Source organism: Pseudomonas putida, assembly GCF_028682395.1.
Lineage (GTDB): Bacteria > Pseudomonadota > Gammaproteobacteria > Pseudomonadales > Pseudomonadaceae > Aquipseudomonas > Aquipseudomonas putida_AB.
Map to the genome: position 1 here is coordinate 382,343 of NZ_JANHLC010000004.1, position 18,355 is coordinate 400,697.

At 61.4% G+C, this 18,355-nt stretch carries 15 protein-coding genes; 6 read left to right on the forward strand and 9 right to left on the reverse strand.

Annotated elements, in window-relative coordinates:
- Window positions 1-4 precede the first annotated feature (4 nt).
- The 3 genes from NPS46_RS12965 (at window position 5) to NPS46_RS12975 (ending at window position 3,326) form a co-directional block, all read left to right on the forward strand.
- Window positions 5-901, forward strand: coding sequence for a hypothetical protein (locus NPS46_RS12965; protein WP_274107709.1), 897 nt, complete (start codon window positions 5-7; stop codon window positions 899-901).
- A 460-nt stretch (window positions 902-1,361) separates the two neighbouring features.
- Window positions 1,362-2,153: a hypothetical protein gene (locus NPS46_RS12970; RefSeq protein WP_274107711.1), complete on the forward strand. Its 792-nt coding sequence runs from the start codon at window positions 1,362-1,364 to the stop codon at window positions 2,151-2,153.
- A 237-nt stretch (window positions 2,154-2,390) separates the two neighbouring features.
- Window positions 2,391-3,326 (forward strand): hypothetical protein, encoded by a 936-nt coding sequence (locus NPS46_RS12975; protein WP_274107713.1) that lies wholly within the window; start codon window positions 2,391-2,393, stop codon window positions 3,324-3,326.
- On the opposite strand, the gene NPS46_RS12980 is transcribed toward NPS46_RS12975, so the two are convergent.
- Window positions 3,320-4,375 (reverse strand): haloacid dehalogenase-like hydrolase, encoded by a 1,056-nt coding sequence (locus NPS46_RS12980; protein WP_274107715.1) that lies wholly within the window; start codon window positions 4,373-4,375, stop codon window positions 3,320-3,322. The two genes, NPS46_RS12975 and NPS46_RS12980, sit on opposite strands and share 7 nt — an antisense overlap.
- A 242-nt stretch (window positions 4,376-4,617) precedes the next feature.
- Between NPS46_RS12980 and NPS46_RS12985 the strand changes: the two genes are divergently transcribed.
- A complete protein-coding gene (locus NPS46_RS12985; RefSeq protein ID WP_274107717.1) occupies window positions 4,618-6,009 on the forward strand; it encodes an L-cystine transporter in 1,392 nt (463 codons plus the stop codon).
- 31 nt (window positions 6,010-6,040) lie between these two features.
- Here NPS46_RS12985 and NPS46_RS12990 read toward each other — a convergent pair whose 3' ends face one another.
- The gene (locus tag NPS46_RS12990) at window positions 6,041-6,553 is read right to left on the reverse strand and encodes a dihydrofolate reductase (RefSeq protein ID WP_274107719.1); all 513 of its coding nucleotides are present in this window, start codon (window positions 6,551-6,553) and stop codon (window positions 6,041-6,043) included.
- 83 nt (window positions 6,554-6,636) lie between these two features.
- On the opposite strand from NPS46_RS12990, the gene NPS46_RS12995 reads away from it, so the two are divergent.
- Complete coding sequence (locus tag NPS46_RS12995) at window positions 6,637-8,016, forward strand: DUF2868 domain-containing protein (RefSeq protein WP_274107721.1); 1,380 nt, start codon at window positions 6,637-6,639, stop codon at window positions 8,014-8,016.
- On the forward strand, window positions 8,009-9,367 hold the full coding sequence (locus NPS46_RS13000) for a DUF3482 domain-containing protein (RefSeq protein WP_274107723.1): 1,359 nt from the start codon (window positions 8,009-8,011) through the stop codon (window positions 9,365-9,367). Before NPS46_RS12995 ends, NPS46_RS13000 begins: the two co-directional genes overlap by 8 nt.
- A 36-nt stretch (window positions 9,368-9,403) precedes the next feature.
- Here NPS46_RS13000 and NPS46_RS13005 read toward each other — a convergent pair whose 3' ends face one another.
- The 7 genes from NPS46_RS13005 to NPS46_RS13035 form a co-directional block, all read right to left on the reverse strand.
- Window positions 9,404-9,964, reverse strand: a complete 561-nt coding sequence (locus NPS46_RS13005) for a phosphonate degradation HD-domain oxygenase (RefSeq protein WP_274107725.1) — start codon at window positions 9,962-9,964, stop codon at window positions 9,404-9,406.
- Complete coding sequence (locus NPS46_RS13010) at window positions 9,961-11,097, reverse strand: TIGR03364 family FAD-dependent oxidoreductase (RefSeq protein WP_274107727.1); 1,137 nt, start codon at window positions 11,095-11,097, stop codon at window positions 9,961-9,963. The genes NPS46_RS13005 and NPS46_RS13010 overlap by 4 nt, the downstream gene beginning before the upstream one ends.
- A gap of 62 nt (window positions 11,098-11,159) precedes the next feature.
- Window positions 11,160-12,182, reverse strand: a complete 1,023-nt coding sequence (locus tag NPS46_RS13015; protein ID WP_274107729.1) for a putative 2-aminoethylphosphonate ABC transporter substrate-binding protein — start codon at window positions 12,180-12,182, stop codon at window positions 11,160-11,162.
- A 40-nt stretch (window positions 12,183-12,222) separates the two neighbouring features.
- Window positions 12,223-13,947: a putative 2-aminoethylphosphonate ABC transporter permease subunit gene (locus NPS46_RS13020; protein ID WP_274107730.1), complete on the reverse strand. Its 1,725-nt coding sequence runs from the start codon at window positions 13,945-13,947 to the stop codon at window positions 12,223-12,225.
- A 1-nt stretch (window position 13,948) separates the two neighbouring features.
- Complete coding sequence (locus NPS46_RS13025; protein WP_274107732.1) at window positions 13,949-15,025, reverse strand: putative 2-aminoethylphosphonate ABC transporter ATP-binding protein; 1,077 nt, start codon at window positions 15,023-15,025, stop codon at window positions 13,949-13,951.
- A gap of 123 nt (window positions 15,026-15,148) precedes the next feature.
- The gene (locus NPS46_RS13030; RefSeq protein ID WP_274107735.1) at window positions 15,149-16,012 is read right to left on the reverse strand and encodes a LysR family transcriptional regulator; all 864 of its coding nucleotides are present in this window, start codon (window positions 16,010-16,012) and stop codon (window positions 15,149-15,151) included.
- Window positions 16,013-16,027: 15 nt separating this feature from the next.
- On the reverse strand, window positions 16,028-18,316 hold the full coding sequence (locus NPS46_RS13035) for a heavy metal translocating P-type ATPase (protein WP_274107737.1): 2,289 nt from the start codon (window positions 18,314-18,316) through the stop codon (window positions 16,028-16,030).
- Window positions 18,317-18,355 lie beyond the last annotated feature (39 nt).

The window sequence follows — 18,355 nt, forward strand, 5'->3', positions numbered from 1 at the left end:
AGCCATGTCCCGCGATCACGCGACTAGCGAGGGAGCGGAGCGCTCCTTGAACGTTACGCTCGAACAGTTTAAGAGCCTCCCTACCAACAACAGCGCCGCTCCTCCAGACAAAAGCCCCGAGCTGCTCTCTAACACCTACAACAACAAACGACTGGCCCTGCATGTGTCCCAGGAAGTGAAGTCCGCTTATAAGGTGGGTGCCGGCTCCTCGAACAAAGATTACGAAGTGAACGAAAGCTTCAGCAGAAAAAAAATAAAGGCCATAGAAGCTCGGCAAATGGACACTGCAACACGGAACAAAATCCGAAAAACCCTTAAAACCATACGGGCCAAAAGCCGACGGGCCTTTGAGGACAAGGCAATTTTCGCTGACCTTCCCCATCTAAAAATTGATGCAGCCCACTGCGGGGAACTCGCCAGAGCAACAGCAAAAAGAACACTCGCCTATGGAGGCTATGCCGAAGTATGGGAAATCGAGGGGCAAGACCACGCCTTCGCCGTGATTGGCCGTCCGCCGGAGCAGTCCACCGTGGATTTCAAAACCTGGAAAGGCATCTGGATTGTCGACCTCTGGGCCGAGGTCACGTGCAAGGCACCGGACTATATCCAGGCCATCATCAAGAACATGAAAAAGTGGGCCCGTGACGGCAGGATCATCGTTGAGCAAGTGCCAATTTCCCCACTAAAGTCGACCTGGATCGACGCCCTCGAAAAGGGAAAAAAATCTCAACATGAATTTCCTTCGGAACAACTGAAGAACCCGTGGAAACACTACGCATTCTCTACCAGCGAAACACCGCTAGCCGAGCACGAAACCGTCGAACCGTTGCCCCCCATCAAGAAATGCAGCCGCTACTCGCACCTGAAAACCGTCGTCACTCAGTTCATCGCAAGAAAATAACAACATAGCCGTTTATTAGCACAGAGACCTGCACCGCACTCCCTGGCGTCGCAGCCCTGCTGCCAGCTTAAGAATCGTATAAAGCCACCATTGCCTTCAAGGCCTGTGCCTTGCTGGCTACCAGTGCTGACAAGGACGCGGTACGTAACAAGCCGATCCTGGACATTCTGTGATCGGTCCGGGGCGAACGTTGCTCTGAGTATCGCAAGTACTGGAGGCACCAGGACAATGGCCTCAATGTGCCACAGTGCTCAGCGGCTCTAGAGCACACACCCGACAGCACTCATCGCCCCAGAAACCCGTGCAACCTGTTCGATACCTGTCACTGTCAGTCAACGCCGCATTTTTAATACAAATAGGCTCGCAGCGATAACCTTCAAAACGGCGACTGATACTCGTATGTCTCACCTCCCTAGTTTCCTAGAGTCGTTACATGCTTATAGCGATTTAGGAGTTGATGATGCGCAGCGCTCCCTCAGGATTCTCCATCCTCCCCTTTTCTGACTGGCCCGCAATCAAAAAGGGGAACCCGCAAAACCAGCCGACAAGTACCCCGCAAGACGCCCTTGCTCTGGCTGCTCGCACCGAGAAAACGTGGCGCCTAAAATTGCTCGATAGCCTGAAAGCTTTCATCGTCAGGATAAAAACGTCCGTACGCGCATGGCTCGACAAACTACTCAACAGACCCGATCCTCAACCACAGACATCGATCAACGAAGCACTGAGCAGCCTGAAAACCCAGAATCCGGACTTGGGAGCGGTGCTCGGCGGGTTCATGCAGTTTACTCGGGATACCGAAGCGGATTGGGCCAATAACTGCGAAAAAGGGGCCGCGTTTGAAGGCAAGGCCTTAGAACCTAAAAACCGCCTGGATGCGATAATACAGCTGAGATTCCTTACAACAAATCTCCAGACGCATATCCAAGATCTGGATCAAAGGAGCGCACAGAAAATCTTGGACCACCTAAAAAGCGGGTTCGGTTTGCGCATGCGCGGAATAATTGATGCCGTAGCCGACACCCTTTCGTCCCAAGTCGATAATACCAACAGCAAAGAGGCTCAAATCCTCTCGCGCTTAGCCCGTACCAGTAGCCTCGTAGTTGAGCTCATCGACAAGCTTCATACCCTGATCAAATTACCATTGAGCGAGGCGGTGCCGAATGCTCCGATGATTAAGCTAAGTGAGTTAAATCACCTAGAACTCACCTCGCTGATCGGCATCGGCCTCTACCCGAATCAAACAGCTGTCTGATGGGCCTTATATTTCCGCGACAGCAAAAGGGCGACTATTAAGTTCGAACAACCAACTATCAAAAACAAATTTCACCACAACTATCATGCACCTAAGAAACACCCCTAGAACAAAACTGCCACTCAACAAGACCGCCTACTATATACATCACTGAAAACCACCAAACTTGCAGCAGCACAGCATCTCCTTACATAAACAAGAATCGATTACTTTCACCTTGATCCTGGATAAGTAAATATGCGCATTCAAGCTCTAGAAGCAAGCCCTAACCACAGTCCAGCCATAAACACAGAATCCGGCGAATTCAAAATAACCTCCGCAGATTTTAGAGCAACCTGCAGCAACACAGGGAGCACCACAGAAAAACGGGATACCACGCCAGAGCTCCTCGCAAGGACCATAAATAATGAAAAGGTCGCAACCGAGGTTGCTCAAGAGGTCAGGAAAGCCTATAAGGAGGGACTAGAATCATCTAATAAAGCGTACTTCTCGGAAGAAGCAAGCCCCGAATGGAGGGACATTGCTCAAATAAAATCGGGTAGAAATAAAGGACTCCGCGCCAAAGATACCTACCTGAACAATATACAAGCCCTTAATATTCTGGCGGGCAAGTTAAAAAAAAGCATCACTGACTCTCCGCCACTTAAAATCGATGCAGGTAACTGTGGAGAGTTGGCGAGCGCAGCCGCCAAAAAAGCCATCGAACATGGCGCGCATGTTGAAAAATGGCATATCCCCAAATACGATCATAGTTTTACGGTCGTCGGCAAACCACCTGAACGCGCCACTACTGACTTTAAAGTATGGACAGATTGCTGGATCATTGACCCCTGGTCCAATATTGTTTGCAAGGCTCCGGAGTATGTCGACAAGTTGAAAAAAAAGATGGGGCAATGGGCTAGCAAAGGCAAATTTATTGTGACTGGCTTCTACGATGATGGTCGCTTCAACTTGAGAAGGCCTCTTAATCCCGAGTGGATAAAAGCGATTGCGTCAGACGAGAAACTTCCGCTGGTCGTTCCCTCTTCAGACAACAAAAACCCATGGGCGTATACCAGCGCTTCACTGAGCGATCTAAAGCGCTCTGTTCCTCAAGAAAATCAATATCCTGCACGGCCGCTACAGGAACAATTGAGGTCGGAAAACCCGAGGCTTAAATCCCGGGTTTACTGAATCTCCTCCGGCTTCACGATGACCCAGTTTTTATCCGCGGTCACAGGCAACCCTTCCTTGGCCTGGGCCGCGGCATTTTTGCTGATCATGTCGTTGAGCTGGACCATGTACTTGTCTTTGCGGTTGATCCACAAGTGGATCCCGCCCTTGGCCACGTCCACCCCGTGAAACAGCATGTAGCCGTCGCTGGTGGGCGTATCGCCAGCCACGAGGACGGGTTTCTTCCACTGATCAATGTACGTCAGGATCGCCGCCTGCTTGCCCGCCATCCAGGTCGCCGGGGTCCACAGGTAAGGCGTCAGTTCGAGATCCAGGTTGGCTTTTTCATCGTACTTGGCGGCGCTGATTTGTTTGCGTGCGGTGGTCAGTTCGCCGCTCTTGCGGTCCTTGAGCAGCAGGGTCACGCCGATCACATTCTGCGGTTTGACGTTGTAGCCATACTTCGGATCGGACGCGACCATACGCACCAGCTCCTCCGAAGCCGCAGTCATGACATAGACCTCAATGCCGTTCTCCATCAATTTGTTATACAACTCGGCCTGGGCGGTGAAGATCTTCGGCGGCTGAACATCAATGGTCTTCACCACATCGCCGTCGTAGTAAGTGCTCGGCACCGGCTTGCCGGAGGCCATCAGCTCATCGACATAGCCTTTCAGTTCCTTGAGCGTGAACCCCGAGAACACTTGGGCCACCCAGGGATAACAGACCATGTCGTCTATTTCACAGAGCCGGTAGTAGTAACTGAACAGACTTTCCTTGTGCTCGGCGCTGTCTTTGAACGGCATCAGTTTCAGGGACGGATCCAGTGTCTCGCGGGTAATCAGCCCCTTATTTTCCATGAACGGCAACAGCGACTCTTCAAGGTCGTAGCGGTAGCTGGTGTTGTCCATGTCAAAAACCGCGAAATTACCCTTGTTGGCATTAGCGACAATCATCGCCTCCAACTGCCTGGCCTGTTCTTTGGGCCAATGCTTGAGTTCGGTGGCGAACGACTGACCCGCCAATCCAAGGCAAAGCAGTGCAGCCAGTAGTTTCGGAGCGAGCTTCATCGGTTTTTTCTCCCTGAGTGCGAGGGTTTGAAGCTAGCAAATCCCTGTGACGCCTCCCGCCTCAACACGACTCAGCAGAGTCTGTTCACGTCATTGCCATGCCTCATAGCGCAACGGCCTTATTCCAAAAACGACACATGCCATGCGATAACGGTATTAAATTCCTATATTTCAAGCTGTTAGGCTTACCGGTTCTTTATTGCCTCCTGGGCGATGAGTGTCTGCCGTTTTCTGGAGTCTCAATGAACGTCCCGTTGGTCCTCAATCTGTTGGTCTTTCTCGCCTTGCTGCTTGGCCTGGCACAAACCCGTCACACCACCTGGAGCCTGGCCAAGAAAGTACTGCTCGCTCTGGGCCTGGGTGTAGCGTTCGGCCTGGCCCTGCACACGATCTATGGCAGCGACAGCGCGGTGCTGAAGGCCTCTATCAGTTGGTTCGATCTGGTCGGCAACGGTTACGTACAGTTGCTGCAAATGATCGTGATCCCGCTGGTCTTTGCCTCCATCCTCAGCGCGGTGGCCCGCCTGCATAATGCTTCGTCGCTGGGCAAGATCAGCTTTCTGACCATCGGTACCCTGCTGTTCACCACCCTGATCGCGGCGCTAGTCGGCATCGGCCTGACCAACCTCTTCGGCCTCACCGCCGAGGGCCTGGTGGCCGGCACCCAGGAACTGGCCCGCCTGCAAACCATCCAGAACGACTACGCGGGCAAGGTGGCGGACCTGAATATTCCGCAATTGCTGCTGTCGTTTATTCCACAGAACCCTTTCGCCGACCTGGCACGCGCCAAGCCGACGTCGATCATCAGCGTGGTGATCTTCGCCGCCTTCCTGGGTGTCGCCGCCTTGCAATTGCTCAAGGACGATGTCGAAAAAGGCAGCAAAGTGCTTAACGCCATCGACACGCTGCAAGCCTGGGTCATGCGCCTGGTACGCCTGGTGATGAAGCTGACGCCTTACGGCGTACTGGCGCTGATGACCAAAGTGGTCGCCGGCTCCAACCTGCAAGACATCATCAAGCTCGGCAGTTTCGTGGTGGTTTCGTACATCGGCCTGGCCCTGATGTTTATGGTGCACGGCCTACTGGTGTCTCTGGCCGGGGTCAACCCGCTGCGGTTTTTCCGCAAGGTCTGGCCGGTACTGACCTTCGCCTTCACCAGCCGCTCCAGCGCGGCCAGCATCCCGCTGAGCATCGAAGCGCAAACCCGACGCCTGGGCATCCCGCCGTCCATCGCCAGCTTCGCCGCCTCGTTCGGGGCGACGATCGGCCAGAACGGCTGTGCTGGGCTCTATCCGGCCATGCTCGCGGTGATGGTCGCACCGACGGTCGGGATCAACCCGCTGGATCCGCTATGGATCGCCACGCTGGTGGCCATCGTGACCCTGAGTTCGGCCGGGGTGGCTGGGGTCGGGGGTGGCGCGACCTTCGCCGCGCTGATCGTGCTGCCGGCCATGGGCCTGCCGGTCTCGCTGGTGGCGCTGCTGATTTCCGTCGAGCCACTGATCGACATGGGCCGCACCGCACTGAACGTCAGCGGCTCGATGACGGCCGGTGTCATCACCAGCCAGGTGATGCAGCAAACCGATAAAGCGTTGCTCGACGCCGACGAGCACGCCGAGCTGGCGCACTCCTGAGGGCAAACCTGTCGCCTGGCGGCGCCGTGCCTTAGCGGCGCTGCCAGAGCTCGAAATTGAACGCCGGCTTGTCAGCCGTCGCCGGATGCGCCTCGTTCGAGGCCAGCAGCCACTGGGCCGGGTCGAATTCGGGAAACCAGGCATCGCCCACCGGACTCAACGCCACGCGAGTCAGGTACAGCCGATCGGCGTGGGCCAGGCCCTGAGCATACAACTGCGCCCCGCCAATCAACATCAACTCGTCAACGCCATGCTCCAGTGCCCAGGCTTCGGCGCGCTCGACCGCATCGTCCAGTGAGGCAAACACCTCGGCGCCCTCCAGTTGCAGGCCCGCCTGGCGACTGACCACCAGGTTCAGGCGGCCCGGCAAGGGTCGGCCCAGGGAATCCCAGGTCTTGCGGCCCATGATGATCGGTTTGCCGAGGGTCATGGCCTTGAAATATTTGAAATCCGCCGGCAAATGCCAGGGCATGCTGTTATCGACGCCGATCACGCGGTTCTGTGCGAGGGCCGCGATCAGGCTGAGGGGGAGAGTTTTTTTCATGTCGGCGAGGATAGCAGAGCCTTGGATGCAGGCAGAAGCCACAGCGGTTATGCTCTAGCATCCCTTGAGCAACAGGACGTCGCGTGAGCCCCTTGACCCCGCTGCAAAGCCTCTGGCTGACCGAAGCCGTTCGCCTGCGTGAAGAACAGGCCGGCCCGCTCGACGATCAGGAAGCCAATCGCCGCGCCCGGGCCACGGCCGGCGACCTGCCAACCCGCATTCAGAACCGCGCCCTGTGGCTGGCCGAGCGCGACGGACTGACCGGCGCCTTGCAGCACTGGCTCCAGGGCGCGCGCCTGGCCTTGCTGGTGTTGGCGGTGCTGGTCGCCCTGAGCGGCGCAGGCCTGGCCTTTGCTGCCCTAGGCAACGGCCAGGCGCCGGTCAATGTGTTCTGGGCGGTCGGCAGCCTGCTGGGCCTGAACCTGTTGATGCTGCTGAGCTGGGTCGTGGGCCTGGTCTTTGCCGGCGAACATGGCACCACCCTCGGCCGCCTCTGGCTCTGGCTCAGTGCAAAGCTCGCCCGCGATGCCCGCGCCGTACAACTGGCCCCGGCGCTGTTGATATTGCTGCAGCGCCAGCGGCTCAATCGCTGGGCCATTGGTCTGCTGGTCCACGGCCTGTGGCTGCTGGCCCTGCTCAGCGCCCTGGTGATCCTGCTACTGCTGATGGCGACACGCCGCTACGGCTTTGTCTGGGAAACCACCATTCTGCGCGGCGACACCTTTGTGGCCGTGACCCAGGCCCTCGGTGCGCTACCGGCCCTGCTGGGCTTCAGCGTACCTAGCGTGGAGATGATCCGCGCCAGTGGCGATACAGCACTGAATATCGAAAGCGCCCGCCAGGCCTGGGCTGCCTGGCTGGTAGGCGTGCTGCTGGTCTATGGCGTGCTACCGCGCCTACTGCTGGCGGGGTTCTGCCGGTGGCGCTGGGTACGGGGCCGCGCGGCCCTGGCGCTGGACCTAAACCTACCGGGCTACAGCCAACTACGCGAAGTGTTGATGCCCAGCAGCGAACGCCTTGGGGTCAACGATGCCGCACCGGCCCAGTTGCACCAGGTGCAGGTCGAAGGCTCGAGCCTGGCCCGCGAAGGCGCGGTGCTGGTGGCCATCGAACTCGATGATCAGCGCCCCTGGCCGCCCGCCCTGGCCACCGAGGTCAAGGACGCCGGGATTCTCGACAGCCGCGAGTCACGCAACCGACTGCTCGAACAGATGAGTCGCTTTCCGCCAGCCCGCCTGGTGATCGCCTGCGATCCACGTCGCTCACCCGATCGCGGCAGCCTGGCCTTGATCGCCGAGTTGGCGCGCAGTGCCGCCGCCACCCGGGTCTGGCTGCTGCAGGCTCCACCAGGCAAGGCCCTGGACGCCGAGCGCCTGGGCGACTGGCATGCCGCCCTGGAACAGCTGGAACTGCCCTTTACCGATTGCTCGCCCCTGACCTGGCTGGAGACCGGCCATGACTAAGCCCCTGAAACTGGCCGTCGTCGGCCACACCAATGTCGGCAAGACCTCGCTGCTGCGCACGCTGACCCGCGATGTTGGCTTCGGCGAAGTCTCCCATCGCCCCAGCACCACCCGACATGTCGAAGGCGCGCGATTGTCAGTGGAAGGCGAAGCACTGCTCGAACTCTACGACACCCCGGGGCTGGAAGATGCCATTGCCCTGCTCGACTACCTGGAGCGCGTCGAGCGCCCTGGCGAACGCCTTGACGGCCCCGCACGACTGGCACGTTTTCTCGACGGCAGCGAAGCGCGCCAGCGTTTCGAGCAGGAAGCCAAGGTGCTGCGCCAGTTACTGGCCTCGGACGCCGGGCTCTATGTAATCGATGCCCGCGAACCGGTGCTGGCCAAGTACCGCGATGAACTGTCGGTGCTGGCCAGTTGCGGCAAGCCGCTGCTGCCGGTGCTGAATTTTGTCAGCAGCGCCGAGCAGCGCGAAGCCGACTGGCGCGAAGCCCTGGCCCGCCTCGGCCTGCACGCGCTGGTGCGTTTCGACAGCGTGGCCCCTCCCCAGGATGGCGAACGGCGACTGTATGAAAGCCTGGCGATCCTGCTGGAAAGCGCCCGACCGCAATTGGAACGCCTGATCGCCGACCAGCAGACCCAGCGCCTGAACCGCCAGCGCAGCGCCAAGCGCCTGATCGCCGAGCTGCTGATCGACTGCGCAGCGTGCCGGCGCAGCGTCGCCAGTAGCGCCGAACGCCAGGCCATCGACGCCCTGCACCAGGCCGTACGCCAGCGCGAACAACGCTGTGTGGAGGCCTTGCTCAAGCTCTATGCCTTTCGTCCGCAGGACGCCGCAGCCGGTGATTTACCCTTGCTGGACGGGCGCTGGGGCGACGACTTGTTCAACCCGGAAACCCTCAAGCTGCTGGGCGTGCGCGTCGGAGGCGGGATCGCCGCCGGCGCCGCTGCGGGTGCCGGCGTCGACCTGCTGGTCGGTGGCCTGACCCTCGGGGCCGCCGCCCTGGCCGGCGCGATTGCCGGGGGCGCGCTGCAGACCGCGCGCGGCTATGGCAGTCGCCTGCTGGGCAAGCTCAAGGGCGAGCGTGAACTGAGCGTCGATGACAGCGTGCTGCGCCTCCTGGCCCTACGCCAACGCCAGCTGCTGCACGCCCTCGACCTGCGCGGGCATGCGGCGATGGACACCATCAAGGTCGCTACGCCGACGGACAAGGCCTGGCGCGAAGGCAAACTGCCCGATGCCTTGTACAAGGCCCGCGCGCACCCGCAATGGTCGTCGCTCAACGAACACCCCAAGCTGAACCAGAGCGAGCGCCAGGAACAGATCGAAGCCCTGGCCGAGCAGCTTTAACCCGCCTTGCTCGAAGCCAGCACCGACACGAAGGCGCTAGCTGACCTGCAAAACGCGACGGGCCATGGCTTTGAGGCGCTCAAGGTCGATCACCGGCACCTGGCTCTCCTTGGCCTGCTCGTCCCAATGGCGCAAACGCACGCTGACTTCGCACAGGGGGTCGGCCTCGAAGGCGACGGCCTCCGCCTCGCTCATCACCCCGCCCTGAAAGTCCAGGGTACGTCGGCTGGCCTCACTCAATCGCCCGTAGTAACCGGGTTCCCTCAAGGTCAGATAACGCTTGGCCTGCACGTGATACTCCACCAACCGCGCCAAGCGCTCACCAAACCCGGCCCGACGCAGGTAATCGGCGCCCAGCCGCTCATGGCTGACGATGCCAAAGCCGCCCATCTGTGCCTCGCTCTCACCACAGATATGCCCGATATCGTGGAAGAACGCCGCCAGTACCACCTCATCGTCAAAGCCCTCGGCCAATGCGCACTGCGCGGCCTGGGACATATGTTCGAGCTGCGACACCGGCTCGCCGATATAGTCGGCCGCACCAAAGCGCTGGTACAGGCCGAACACCTCGTCAACGACCCGTTCAACCTCGGTCACGGCGACTCCCCCAGCAGACCGGCGATATTGCGCTCGGCCATCGCCGGCCCGACGCTCATGCCCACGCCCGTCTGCATCAACGCCGCGCTCAAGCCTGGCGCCACCCGCAGATGACTGAAAGGCTTGGCGCCACGGGCACCGTAGACACCCTGCCAGCGCTCCAGTACCTGCACTTTGCAGCCCAGCGTGTCCTGCGCCAGCTCGATCATCCAGTCGTCGATCTGTTCGGCATTGAACGGCGAGGCATCGCTGCCGTAGTCGTGGGAGTCGCCGATAATCAGCTCGCCATGGGGCGTCGGGCTGATCAGCAGGTGAATGCCATGGGCATCCAGGTGCGGGCTGTCGCTCAGGATCTGCGCCTGCACCGCCGCCGCTTCCGGCAGATCGGCAAAGGCACCGTAGTGCACGCCACTGAGCCCCGTCAGCACGGCATGCTGCAGATCCAGGTTGTCCAGCGTCCGGGCGCGGAGCATTTGCAGGCGACAGACCTGCGGCGCCAGCGTGGCCAGCGCCTCGCTCAACAGGGTCTGGTAGTCATGCCCGGAGCAGACGATGATCTGCTCGCCGTGGAACACCCCAGCTGTGCTGTGCAAGCGGCCGGGCTCGACATCGCGCACCAGGGTGGAAAAGTGAAACTCGACCCCCAGCTCGCGACGCAGGTAGTCAATCAGGCAGGGCAACGCTTCACGCGAGTACACCTGCTGGTCATCGAGGCCATGCAGGGCCGCCCGATGATGGCTGAAGCGGCCATCATATAAAGCGTGCAAGGCCGGGCCCCGCAGCAGTTCGGCACGATAGCCGTGGGTCTGCGCACGGCCGTTGCAGAACGCTTCGAACAACTGCTCCTCGGCCTCGGTCCGGGCGAATAGAAACGAGCCATTGCGCTTGAGTTCAAAACCCGCGTGTTGCGCCCAGTGCGCCCAGATCGGGCGGCTGTCGCGGGCCAGGTCGAGCATGATGCCGGGAGGCTGGCCGGTGACCAGGGCCTGCCCGAAGTTGCGCACCGAGGCGCCGAGGGGCGTGGCGCTGCGTTCGAACACCTTGACCCGCAGGCCGCGCCGGGCGGCGGCATAGGCATGGGACAGGCCCAGGATGCCGGCGCCGACAATCAAAATATCGCTGTGATTTGCCATGGATACGTTTTCCGAGGGGCAACCGCCATGGCGCTCAAACGAACCCCATGGCGGTGCGGGTCTTACTGAGCGACTTTTTCTGATTTGCCGTCATAGCGCTTGCGCCACTCGGCCAGGATCGCGTCGCGGTTTTTCGAAGCCCAGCCAAAGTCGTTCTTTATCAGGCGCTGCTCGTAGTCGGCCGGCAGTTCGGTTTGCGGCTTGGCAATGCCCGGCTGGGCCAACACGGCGAAGTTTTCCTTGTACAGCTCCATGGCCGCAGGGCTGGCGGAGAAGTCAGCGAGCTTTTTCGCGGCCTCTTCATGGGGGGTGCCCTTGATCACGGCTGTGGCTTCGATTTCCCAACCCAGGCCTTCCTTGGGCAACACGATATCCAGCGGCGCGCCTTTACGTTTGAGCTGTACGGCCGGGTATTCGAAGGAGATGCCGATCGGGAATTCACCGGCCGCGGCCAGCTTGCATGGCTTGGAGCCGGAGTGGACGTACTGGCCGATGTTCTGGTGCAGGTCATCCATGTACTGCCAGCCCTGCTTTTCGCCAAAGGTCTGCAACCAGGCGCTGACATCGAGGAAGCCGGTGCCCGAGGAGGCCGGGTTGGGCATCACTATCTTGCCCTTGTACTCGGGCTTGGTCAGGTCCTGCCAACTCACCGGCTTGGTCAGGCCCTGCTTCTGCGCTTCGACGGTGTTGAAGCAGATGGTCGCGGCCCAGACATCCATCCCGACCCAGCTAGGCGGGTTGGCCGCATCGCGGTAGTTCGGGCCGATCTTGGCCAGATCCTTGGGCGCATAGCTTTGCAGCATGCCCTGCTGGTCGAGGATCGCCAGGCTCGATGCCGCCAGGCCCCAGACCGCATCGGCCTGTGGGCGGGCTTTTTCGGCCAGCAGCTTGGCGGTGATGATCCCGGTGGAATCACGCACCCACTTGATCTCGACATCCGGGTTGGCCGCCTCGAAGGCCTGCTTGTAGCTCTTGAGTTGCTCGGCTTCCAGGGCGGTGTAGACCGTCAGTTCGGTTTTCGCGGCAAAGGCATTGAAACTCAGGGCGCAGAGGACAGCAGAGGCAAGAGCCAGGGGCTTGAACATGGTGCGATTCCTTGGTGAGTGAATTGGACGGTGGGAAGGATCAATGACCGGGCGCGCCCTGGCGCCAGGCCTGGGAGCGGCGCAGCAAGCCGCGCGAGGCCCAGGCCAGGAGCAGGGACACGCTCGCCGAGGTAAACAGGATCAGGGTGGACATCGCGGCCGCGCCGCCGACATTGCCGGCATCGTCCATGTTCAGCACCGCCACCGCCGCGAGGATGGTGTCGGGGCTGTAGAGGAAGATCGCCGCCGAGACGGTGGTCATGGCCGAAACGAACAGATAGCGCACGATATCGAGCAGCGCCGGCAGGCAGATCGGCACGGTGACGCGCAGGTAATGGCGGTACAGCGGCGCCTTGAGCGAGCGCGCGGCGGCTTCGAACTCGGCGTCCAGCTGGCGCAACGCAGTGGTCGCGGTCATCTGCGCTGTGGTCAGGTAATGGGCGATGGTGCAGACCACCAACAGCGCCATGCTGCCGTAGAACACATGCAGCGGATTGCCGTTGAGGTTGAAGAAGAAGACATAGCCCAGCCCCAACACCAGCCCGGGTACCGCCATCGGCACAAAGCTGAGCATGCGCAGCACCAGGTTAAGGCCGCGCGAACCGCCGGTCTTTTCCATCAGGTAGGCGCCGGTAAAGATCAGCACGCTGCCGATCAACGCCGAGCACAGGGCCATGGTCAAGCTGTTGCGATAGGCCAGCCAGCCACCGCCGGCGGAATCCTCGAAGAAGTAATGATCGAGCGACAACGACAGGTTGTACGGCCAGAACTTGACCAGCGACGAGTACACCGCCATGCCGAACACCAGCAGCAACACCGCGCAGATCAGCAGGACAATCGCCAGGAAACAGCCATCACGGACCCGTGACGGCGCCGGACGAAAGACCTGGGCGCGGCCGCTCATCGCGTCACCCTGGCGGCGGCGCAGCCAGGCATCGACGGCAAAACTCAGTAGTGCCGGAACCAGGAGCACCATCCCGATCAAGGCGCCTCGACCGAACTGCTGCTGGCCGACCACCGCCTTGTAGGCTTCCAGCGCCAGCACCTGGTAATCGCCACCGACCACTACCGGCACGCCAAAGTCCGTGATGGTCAGGGTAAAGACCAGGCAGAACGCCGCGAATACGGCCTGCCGGGTCGCCGGCCAGGTAATGCTGCGAAACGCCTTCCAGGGCCCTGCGCCCATGCTCGACGCGGCATCGAACAAGCGCGCGTCGGCCAGCGTCAGCGCCGACAGCAGGATCATCAAGGCATGGGGGAAGGTATAGATCGCCTCGCCCAGCACAATGCCCCAGAAACCATAGATGTTTTCGCTGACCAGCCCGCGCAACAGGCCCTGGTTGCCGAACAGATAGACCAGGGCAATGCCCGGCAGCATCGACGGCGCCATCAGCGGCAGCAATGACAGCCCGCGCCACAGTGGCTTGGCCGGGATCAAGGTGCGCTGCAAGGCATAGGCAAACAGGTAAGCCAGTGGCACCACTAGCGCCGCCACACTGAGCGAGACTTTCAGGCTATTGCCCAGCAGCCAGTGGAAGTTAGCGCTGTTCACCAGCTCACGCGCGGCCAGCCAGCCACCACCCTGCCCGGCCTCGCTACTAAAGCCGCGCCAGAAGATCGCCAACAGCGGCAGCAGCACGGCCAGGATCAGCAGGCCCAACCACAACAGCTTGCCGCCCTGGATAAACAACCGGTCGCCCAGCTCGGCGCGGGACGTGCCTATCGCCTGCTTGCGCGGCATCGCCAGGGTGATTTCAGCAGCCATCTCAGGCAAACACCTGGAGGCTACGCGGCGGCAAGGCCACCCAGATATCCGCCGAGCCGAGGCGCGGCAGGGCTTGCGGCGCCACTTCAGCCAGCAATGCATGGCCTGGCAACTGGTTGAGCTCAAAGCTCATGCGGCAACGATTGCCCAGAAAGGTGATCTCGCGCACCCGCGCCGGGAACAAGTTTTCCTCGTGTACCGGCGGATTGACGCTGATGGCTTCAGGGCGACAGAACAAACGGCCCGGGCCGGCATGGCCGCTGCCTTCGGCCAGCCGCACGCGCATATCGCCGACCAGGGCATGGCTGTCGCTGCTGCGCTGGAACGGCAGCCAGTTACCCTGGCCGACAAACTGCGCGACAAAAGGCGTCGCAGGACGATCGTAGATTTCCTGGGGCGTGGCGTACTGCTCGACCTTGCCGTTATTCATCACGGCGATCCGGTCGGCCATCAACATGGCTTCATCCTGGTTGTGGGTCACCATCAGGGTGGTGACGCCCAACTGGCGCTGCAACTGACGCAACTCGCCACACAGGTGCTCGCGAACCTGGGCATCGAGCGCCGACATCGGCTCATCGAGCAGCAACAACGACGGCGCCGGCGCCAGGGCGCGAGCCAGGGCGACACGCTGCTGCTGTCCGCCGGACAACTGGCCGGGGTATTTCTTCTCGCTGCCGAGCAGGCCGACCAGTTCCAGCATCTGCCCCACCCGCTGGCGTACGGCTTCACGGCCGCTGCCGGCCAGGCCATAGGCGATGTTCGCGGCGACGGTCAGGTTGGGAAACAGCGCATAAGACTGGAACAGAATGCCGTAGTCGCGGGCCTGGGGCGCCAGGTCCGAGACATTGCGCTCGCCCAGGTACAGCTCGCCCTGGTCCTGACGCTCCAGCCCGGCGATGCACCGCAGCAGCGTGGTCTTGCCGCAGCCCGAAGGCCCAAGCAGGCAGACCAGCTCGCCGGCGGCCACATCGAGGGAGACATTATCCAGCGCGGTAAAGGCGCCAAAGCGTTTCTGGATGCCGCGTACCTTCATCGGTACACCGGGATTCGACAGCGCGGTTGCCACTGGAGTGTTCATGGACGGACCTCATCAAGCAGATGAAGGCCATCCTAGGGAGGCAATGCGTAGAACTGATGGCAGTGAGATAAAAACCGCCGATAGTGGTATTGGCGAATTTGGGTAGCCGTTCTCCCTACCCGATCAGCACCCGCCCATCTCCTGGGCCAGGCCCAGGAACGCGGCGGGCAGACGCGCCGCCTTGCGCTCCTTGAGGCAATACAAGTACTCGGGGATCTGCGGCGCATTTTCCAGGGTCAGCACGCGCAACTGCGGATCATGGGGCACCTCCTGGCGGGCAATGATGCTGATGCCGATGTTGCGCAGCACCGCCTCGCGAATCGACTCCCGGCTGCCAATCTCCAGCAGCGGGCCGAACTTGACCCCGGCGCCCTGCAACATCTGCTCGGTCAGTTGCCGAGTGGTCGAGCCCGGCTCGCGCATCAACAGGCAATGGCCGCTCAGTGCGCTGAGCGGCACATGCTCGTGAACCGCCAGCGGATGGCTGCGATGGACCGCCAGGACCAGCGGGTCGCTGCCCAGCACCCGGCGCACCAGCCGCGCATCGTCGAGCAACTGTGACGAGGCGGCCACATCGACGCGATACTCCTCCAGGGCTTCGAGCACCTGCTGGGAGTTGCCGATTTCCACCGAGACTTCGATATGAGGCAAGCGCTCGCGAAAGGCTTTGACCAAGTCGAGGATGTAGTACGGCGCCGTCGCCGCGATACGCAAGGTGCCTTCAAGTTGGCCGCTATTGCGCAGGAAGAATTCAATGTCGGCTTCCTGCTGCAGCAGGCCCTTGACCATCGGCAACAGCCGCGCGCCTTCATCGCTGAGGCTCAGGCGCCGCCCGCCGCGAAAGAACAGCTCGACCGCATACTGGGCCTCCAGATGGCGAATCTGGGTGGTCACGGTGGGCTGGCTAAGGCCGAGCTTTTTCGCCGCCTGGGTAATGCTGCCCAGGCGGGCGACCATGTAAAACGCCTTCAGCTCGGCACTCAGCACTGCAACCTCTTTCGTTTACTTGCGCAGCAGGCGCAAACCGTTGAAGACCACCAGCAGGCTCACGCCCATATCGGCAAACACTGCCATCCACATCGTGGCCAGACCGAGGAAGGTTACCCCAAGAAAGATCGCCTTGATGACCAACGCCAGAATGATGTTCTGCTTGAGGATACTGGCAGTCTGACGTGACAGCTGAATAAACGCCGGGATTTTGCGCAGATCATCGTCCATCAACGCGACATCGGCGGTCTCGATGGCCGTGTCGGTGCCCGCTGCGGCCATGGCGAAACCGATTTCGGCACGGGCCAGGGCCGGCGCATCGTTAATGCCGTCACCGACCATGCCCACCCTGTGACCCTGGGCATACAGCGCTTCGATGGCCTGCAACTTGTCGTTGGGCAGCAGGTTACCGCGGGCTTCGTCGATCCCGACCTGAGCGGCAATCGCCTCGGCGGTGTGCGGGTTGTCGCCGGTCAACATCACCGTCCTGATACCCAGCGCATGCAATTGCGCAATGGCTTCGCGGCTCGTGTCCTTGACGGTGTCGGCGACCGCGAACAACGCCAGCGGGCCGGAGCGGTCGAGCAGCAACACCACCGTCTTGCCCTGTCTTTCAAGGGCATCGAGTTTTTCTTCCAGCGCCGGCGAGCACAACCCCAACTCTTCAACCAGGCGATGGTTGCCCAGGTGATACACCTGGCCATTGATCTCGCCGCGCACGCCGCGCCCGGTCAGGGCCGTGAAGTTATCCACAGGGTGCACGCCCAGCTGTTTATCCACAGCCGCACGGGCCACGGCCAGGGACACCGGATGATCCGAGCGCCCGGCCAGGCTGGCCGCCAGGGCCTGGGCCGTGTCAACGGCCAGCGGATCGAGGGCCAGGTAGTCGGTCTGGACCGGCTTGCCGTGGGTGATGGTGCCGGTCTTGTCCAGGGCCAGGTAATCGAGCTGATGACCGCTTTCCAGGTACACCCCGCCCTTGACCAGGATGCCTTTACGCGCCGCTGCCGCCAGGCCGCTGACAATGGTCACCGGGGTGGAGATCACCAGGGCACAAGGGCACGCAACCACCAACAGGACCAGGGCGCGATAGATCCAGTCGAACCAGATACCGCCGAGCAACAGCGGCGGCACCAACGCGACGCCCAGCGCCAGGACGAACACCACCGGGGTGTAGATTTTCGAGAAACGGTCAACAAAACGCTGGGTCGGCGCCCGAGCGCCCTGGGCCTGCTCGACGGCGTGGATGATCCGCGCCAGGGTCGAATGACTCGCCTCGGCGGTCACCCGATATTCCAGCGAACCGGCCTGGTTGATGGTGCCGGCAAAGACTTTGTCGCCGACGCCTTTCTCCACGGGCAGGCTTTCCCCGGTGATCGGCGCCTGATCGATGCTCGAACTGCCGGAAATCACCTCGCCATCCAGGCCCACGCGCTCCCCCGGACGAACCCGTACAAGCGCGCCAATCTGGATTTCCCTGACATCGCGCTCCTGCCAACTGCCGTCGGCCTGGCGCACCGTGGCCTGCTCGGGGGCCATCTGCATCAAGCCGCTGATGGCATTGCGCGCCCGATCCAGGGAGCGGGCCTCGATCAATTCGGCGACGGTGAACAGGAACATCACCATGGCCGCTTCGGGCCACTGGCCAATCAAGACCGCACCGGTGACGGCGATACTCATCAGCGCGTTGATGTTCAGGTTGAGATTTTTCAGGGCAATCCAGCCCTTTTTATAGGTGCCCAGGCCGCCGCTGAGAATCGACACCAAGGCGACCAATGCCACCACCCAGGTCGGCGCTGCATCGGTGAAATGAATCACCTCGGCCGCCAGCGCAGTAACGCCGGACAGGGCCAGCGGCCACCAGGGTTTCTTTGGCGCCACCGCAACGCTTGCTTCGGCTTCAGCGCCGTCATCAAGGGGTTCGGCGTGCATGCCCAGGGACTTGATCGCGTCGGTGATCGGCGCGGTGCCGGGCAGGTCATGGGTCACGCCCAGGACCCGATTGATCAGGTTGAACTCCAACTGCTGGACGCCCTTGAGCTTGCCGAGCCGATTCTGGATCAGCGTCTGCTCGGTGGGGCAATCCATCGCCTCGATACGAAAACGGCTGAGCCGCGCGCCCGCGGCCGAAGCCTCGCCGACCGTGACCCGCGAGGGCCCCGCCGTCGAACCGCAGCAACTGTGCTCATGCTGGGGCGCTGGTGCGGCGTGATCGTGATCGTGATCGTGATCGTGATCGTGATCGTGGCCAGCATGCCGGGAGTCGAGGTCCGGCTTGCGCGGGGTGTGCAGGGAATCACTCATGGGTTTGCGTCCGAAAAGGTGCCTGTTGCCAAGTGAACA

Bases quoted from the DNA above. Each gene is read 5' to 3' on its own strand.
- NPS46_RS12965 (WP_274107709.1), top strand. From the start codon at position 5: ATGTCCCGCGATCACGCGACTAGCGAGGGAGCGGAGCGCTCCTTGAAC.
- NPS46_RS12970 (WP_274107711.1), top strand. From the start codon at position 1,362: ATGCGCAGCGCTCCCTCAGGATTCTCCATCCTCCCCTTTTCTGACTGG.
- NPS46_RS12975 (WP_274107713.1), top strand. From the start codon at position 2,391: ATGCGCATTCAAGCTCTAGAAGCAAGCCCTAACCACAGTCCAGCCATA.
- NPS46_RS12980 (WP_274107715.1), bottom strand. From the start codon at position 4,375: ATGAAGCTCGCTCCGAAACTACTGGCTGCACTGCTTTGCCTTGGATTG.
- NPS46_RS12985 (WP_274107717.1), top strand. From the start codon at position 4,618: ATGAACGTCCCGTTGGTCCTCAATCTGTTGGTCTTTCTCGCCTTGCTG.
- NPS46_RS12990 (WP_274107719.1), bottom strand. From the start codon at position 6,553: ATGAAAAAAACTCTCCCCCTCAGCCTGATCGCGGCCCTCGCACAGAAC.
- NPS46_RS13000 (WP_274107723.1), top strand. From the start codon at position 8,009: ATGACTAAGCCCCTGAAACTGGCCGTCGTCGGCCACACCAATGTCGGC.
- NPS46_RS13010 (WP_274107727.1), bottom strand. From the start codon at position 11,097: ATGGCAAATCACAGCGATATTTTGATTGTCGGCGCCGGCATCCTGGGC.
- NPS46_RS13015 (WP_274107729.1), bottom strand. From the start codon at position 12,182: ATGTTCAAGCCCCTGGCTCTTGCCTCTGCTGTCCTCTGCGCCCTGAGT.
- NPS46_RS13020 (WP_274107730.1), bottom strand. From the start codon at position 13,947: ATGGCTGCTGAAATCACCCTGGCGATGCCGCGCAAGCAGGCGATAGGC.
- NPS46_RS13025 (WP_274107732.1), bottom strand. From the start codon at position 15,025: ATGAACACTCCAGTGGCAACCGCGCTGTCGAATCCCGGTGTACCGATG.
- NPS46_RS13035 (WP_274107737.1), bottom strand. From the start codon at position 18,316: ATGAGTGATTCCCTGCACACCCCGCGCAAGCCGGACCTCGACTCCCGG.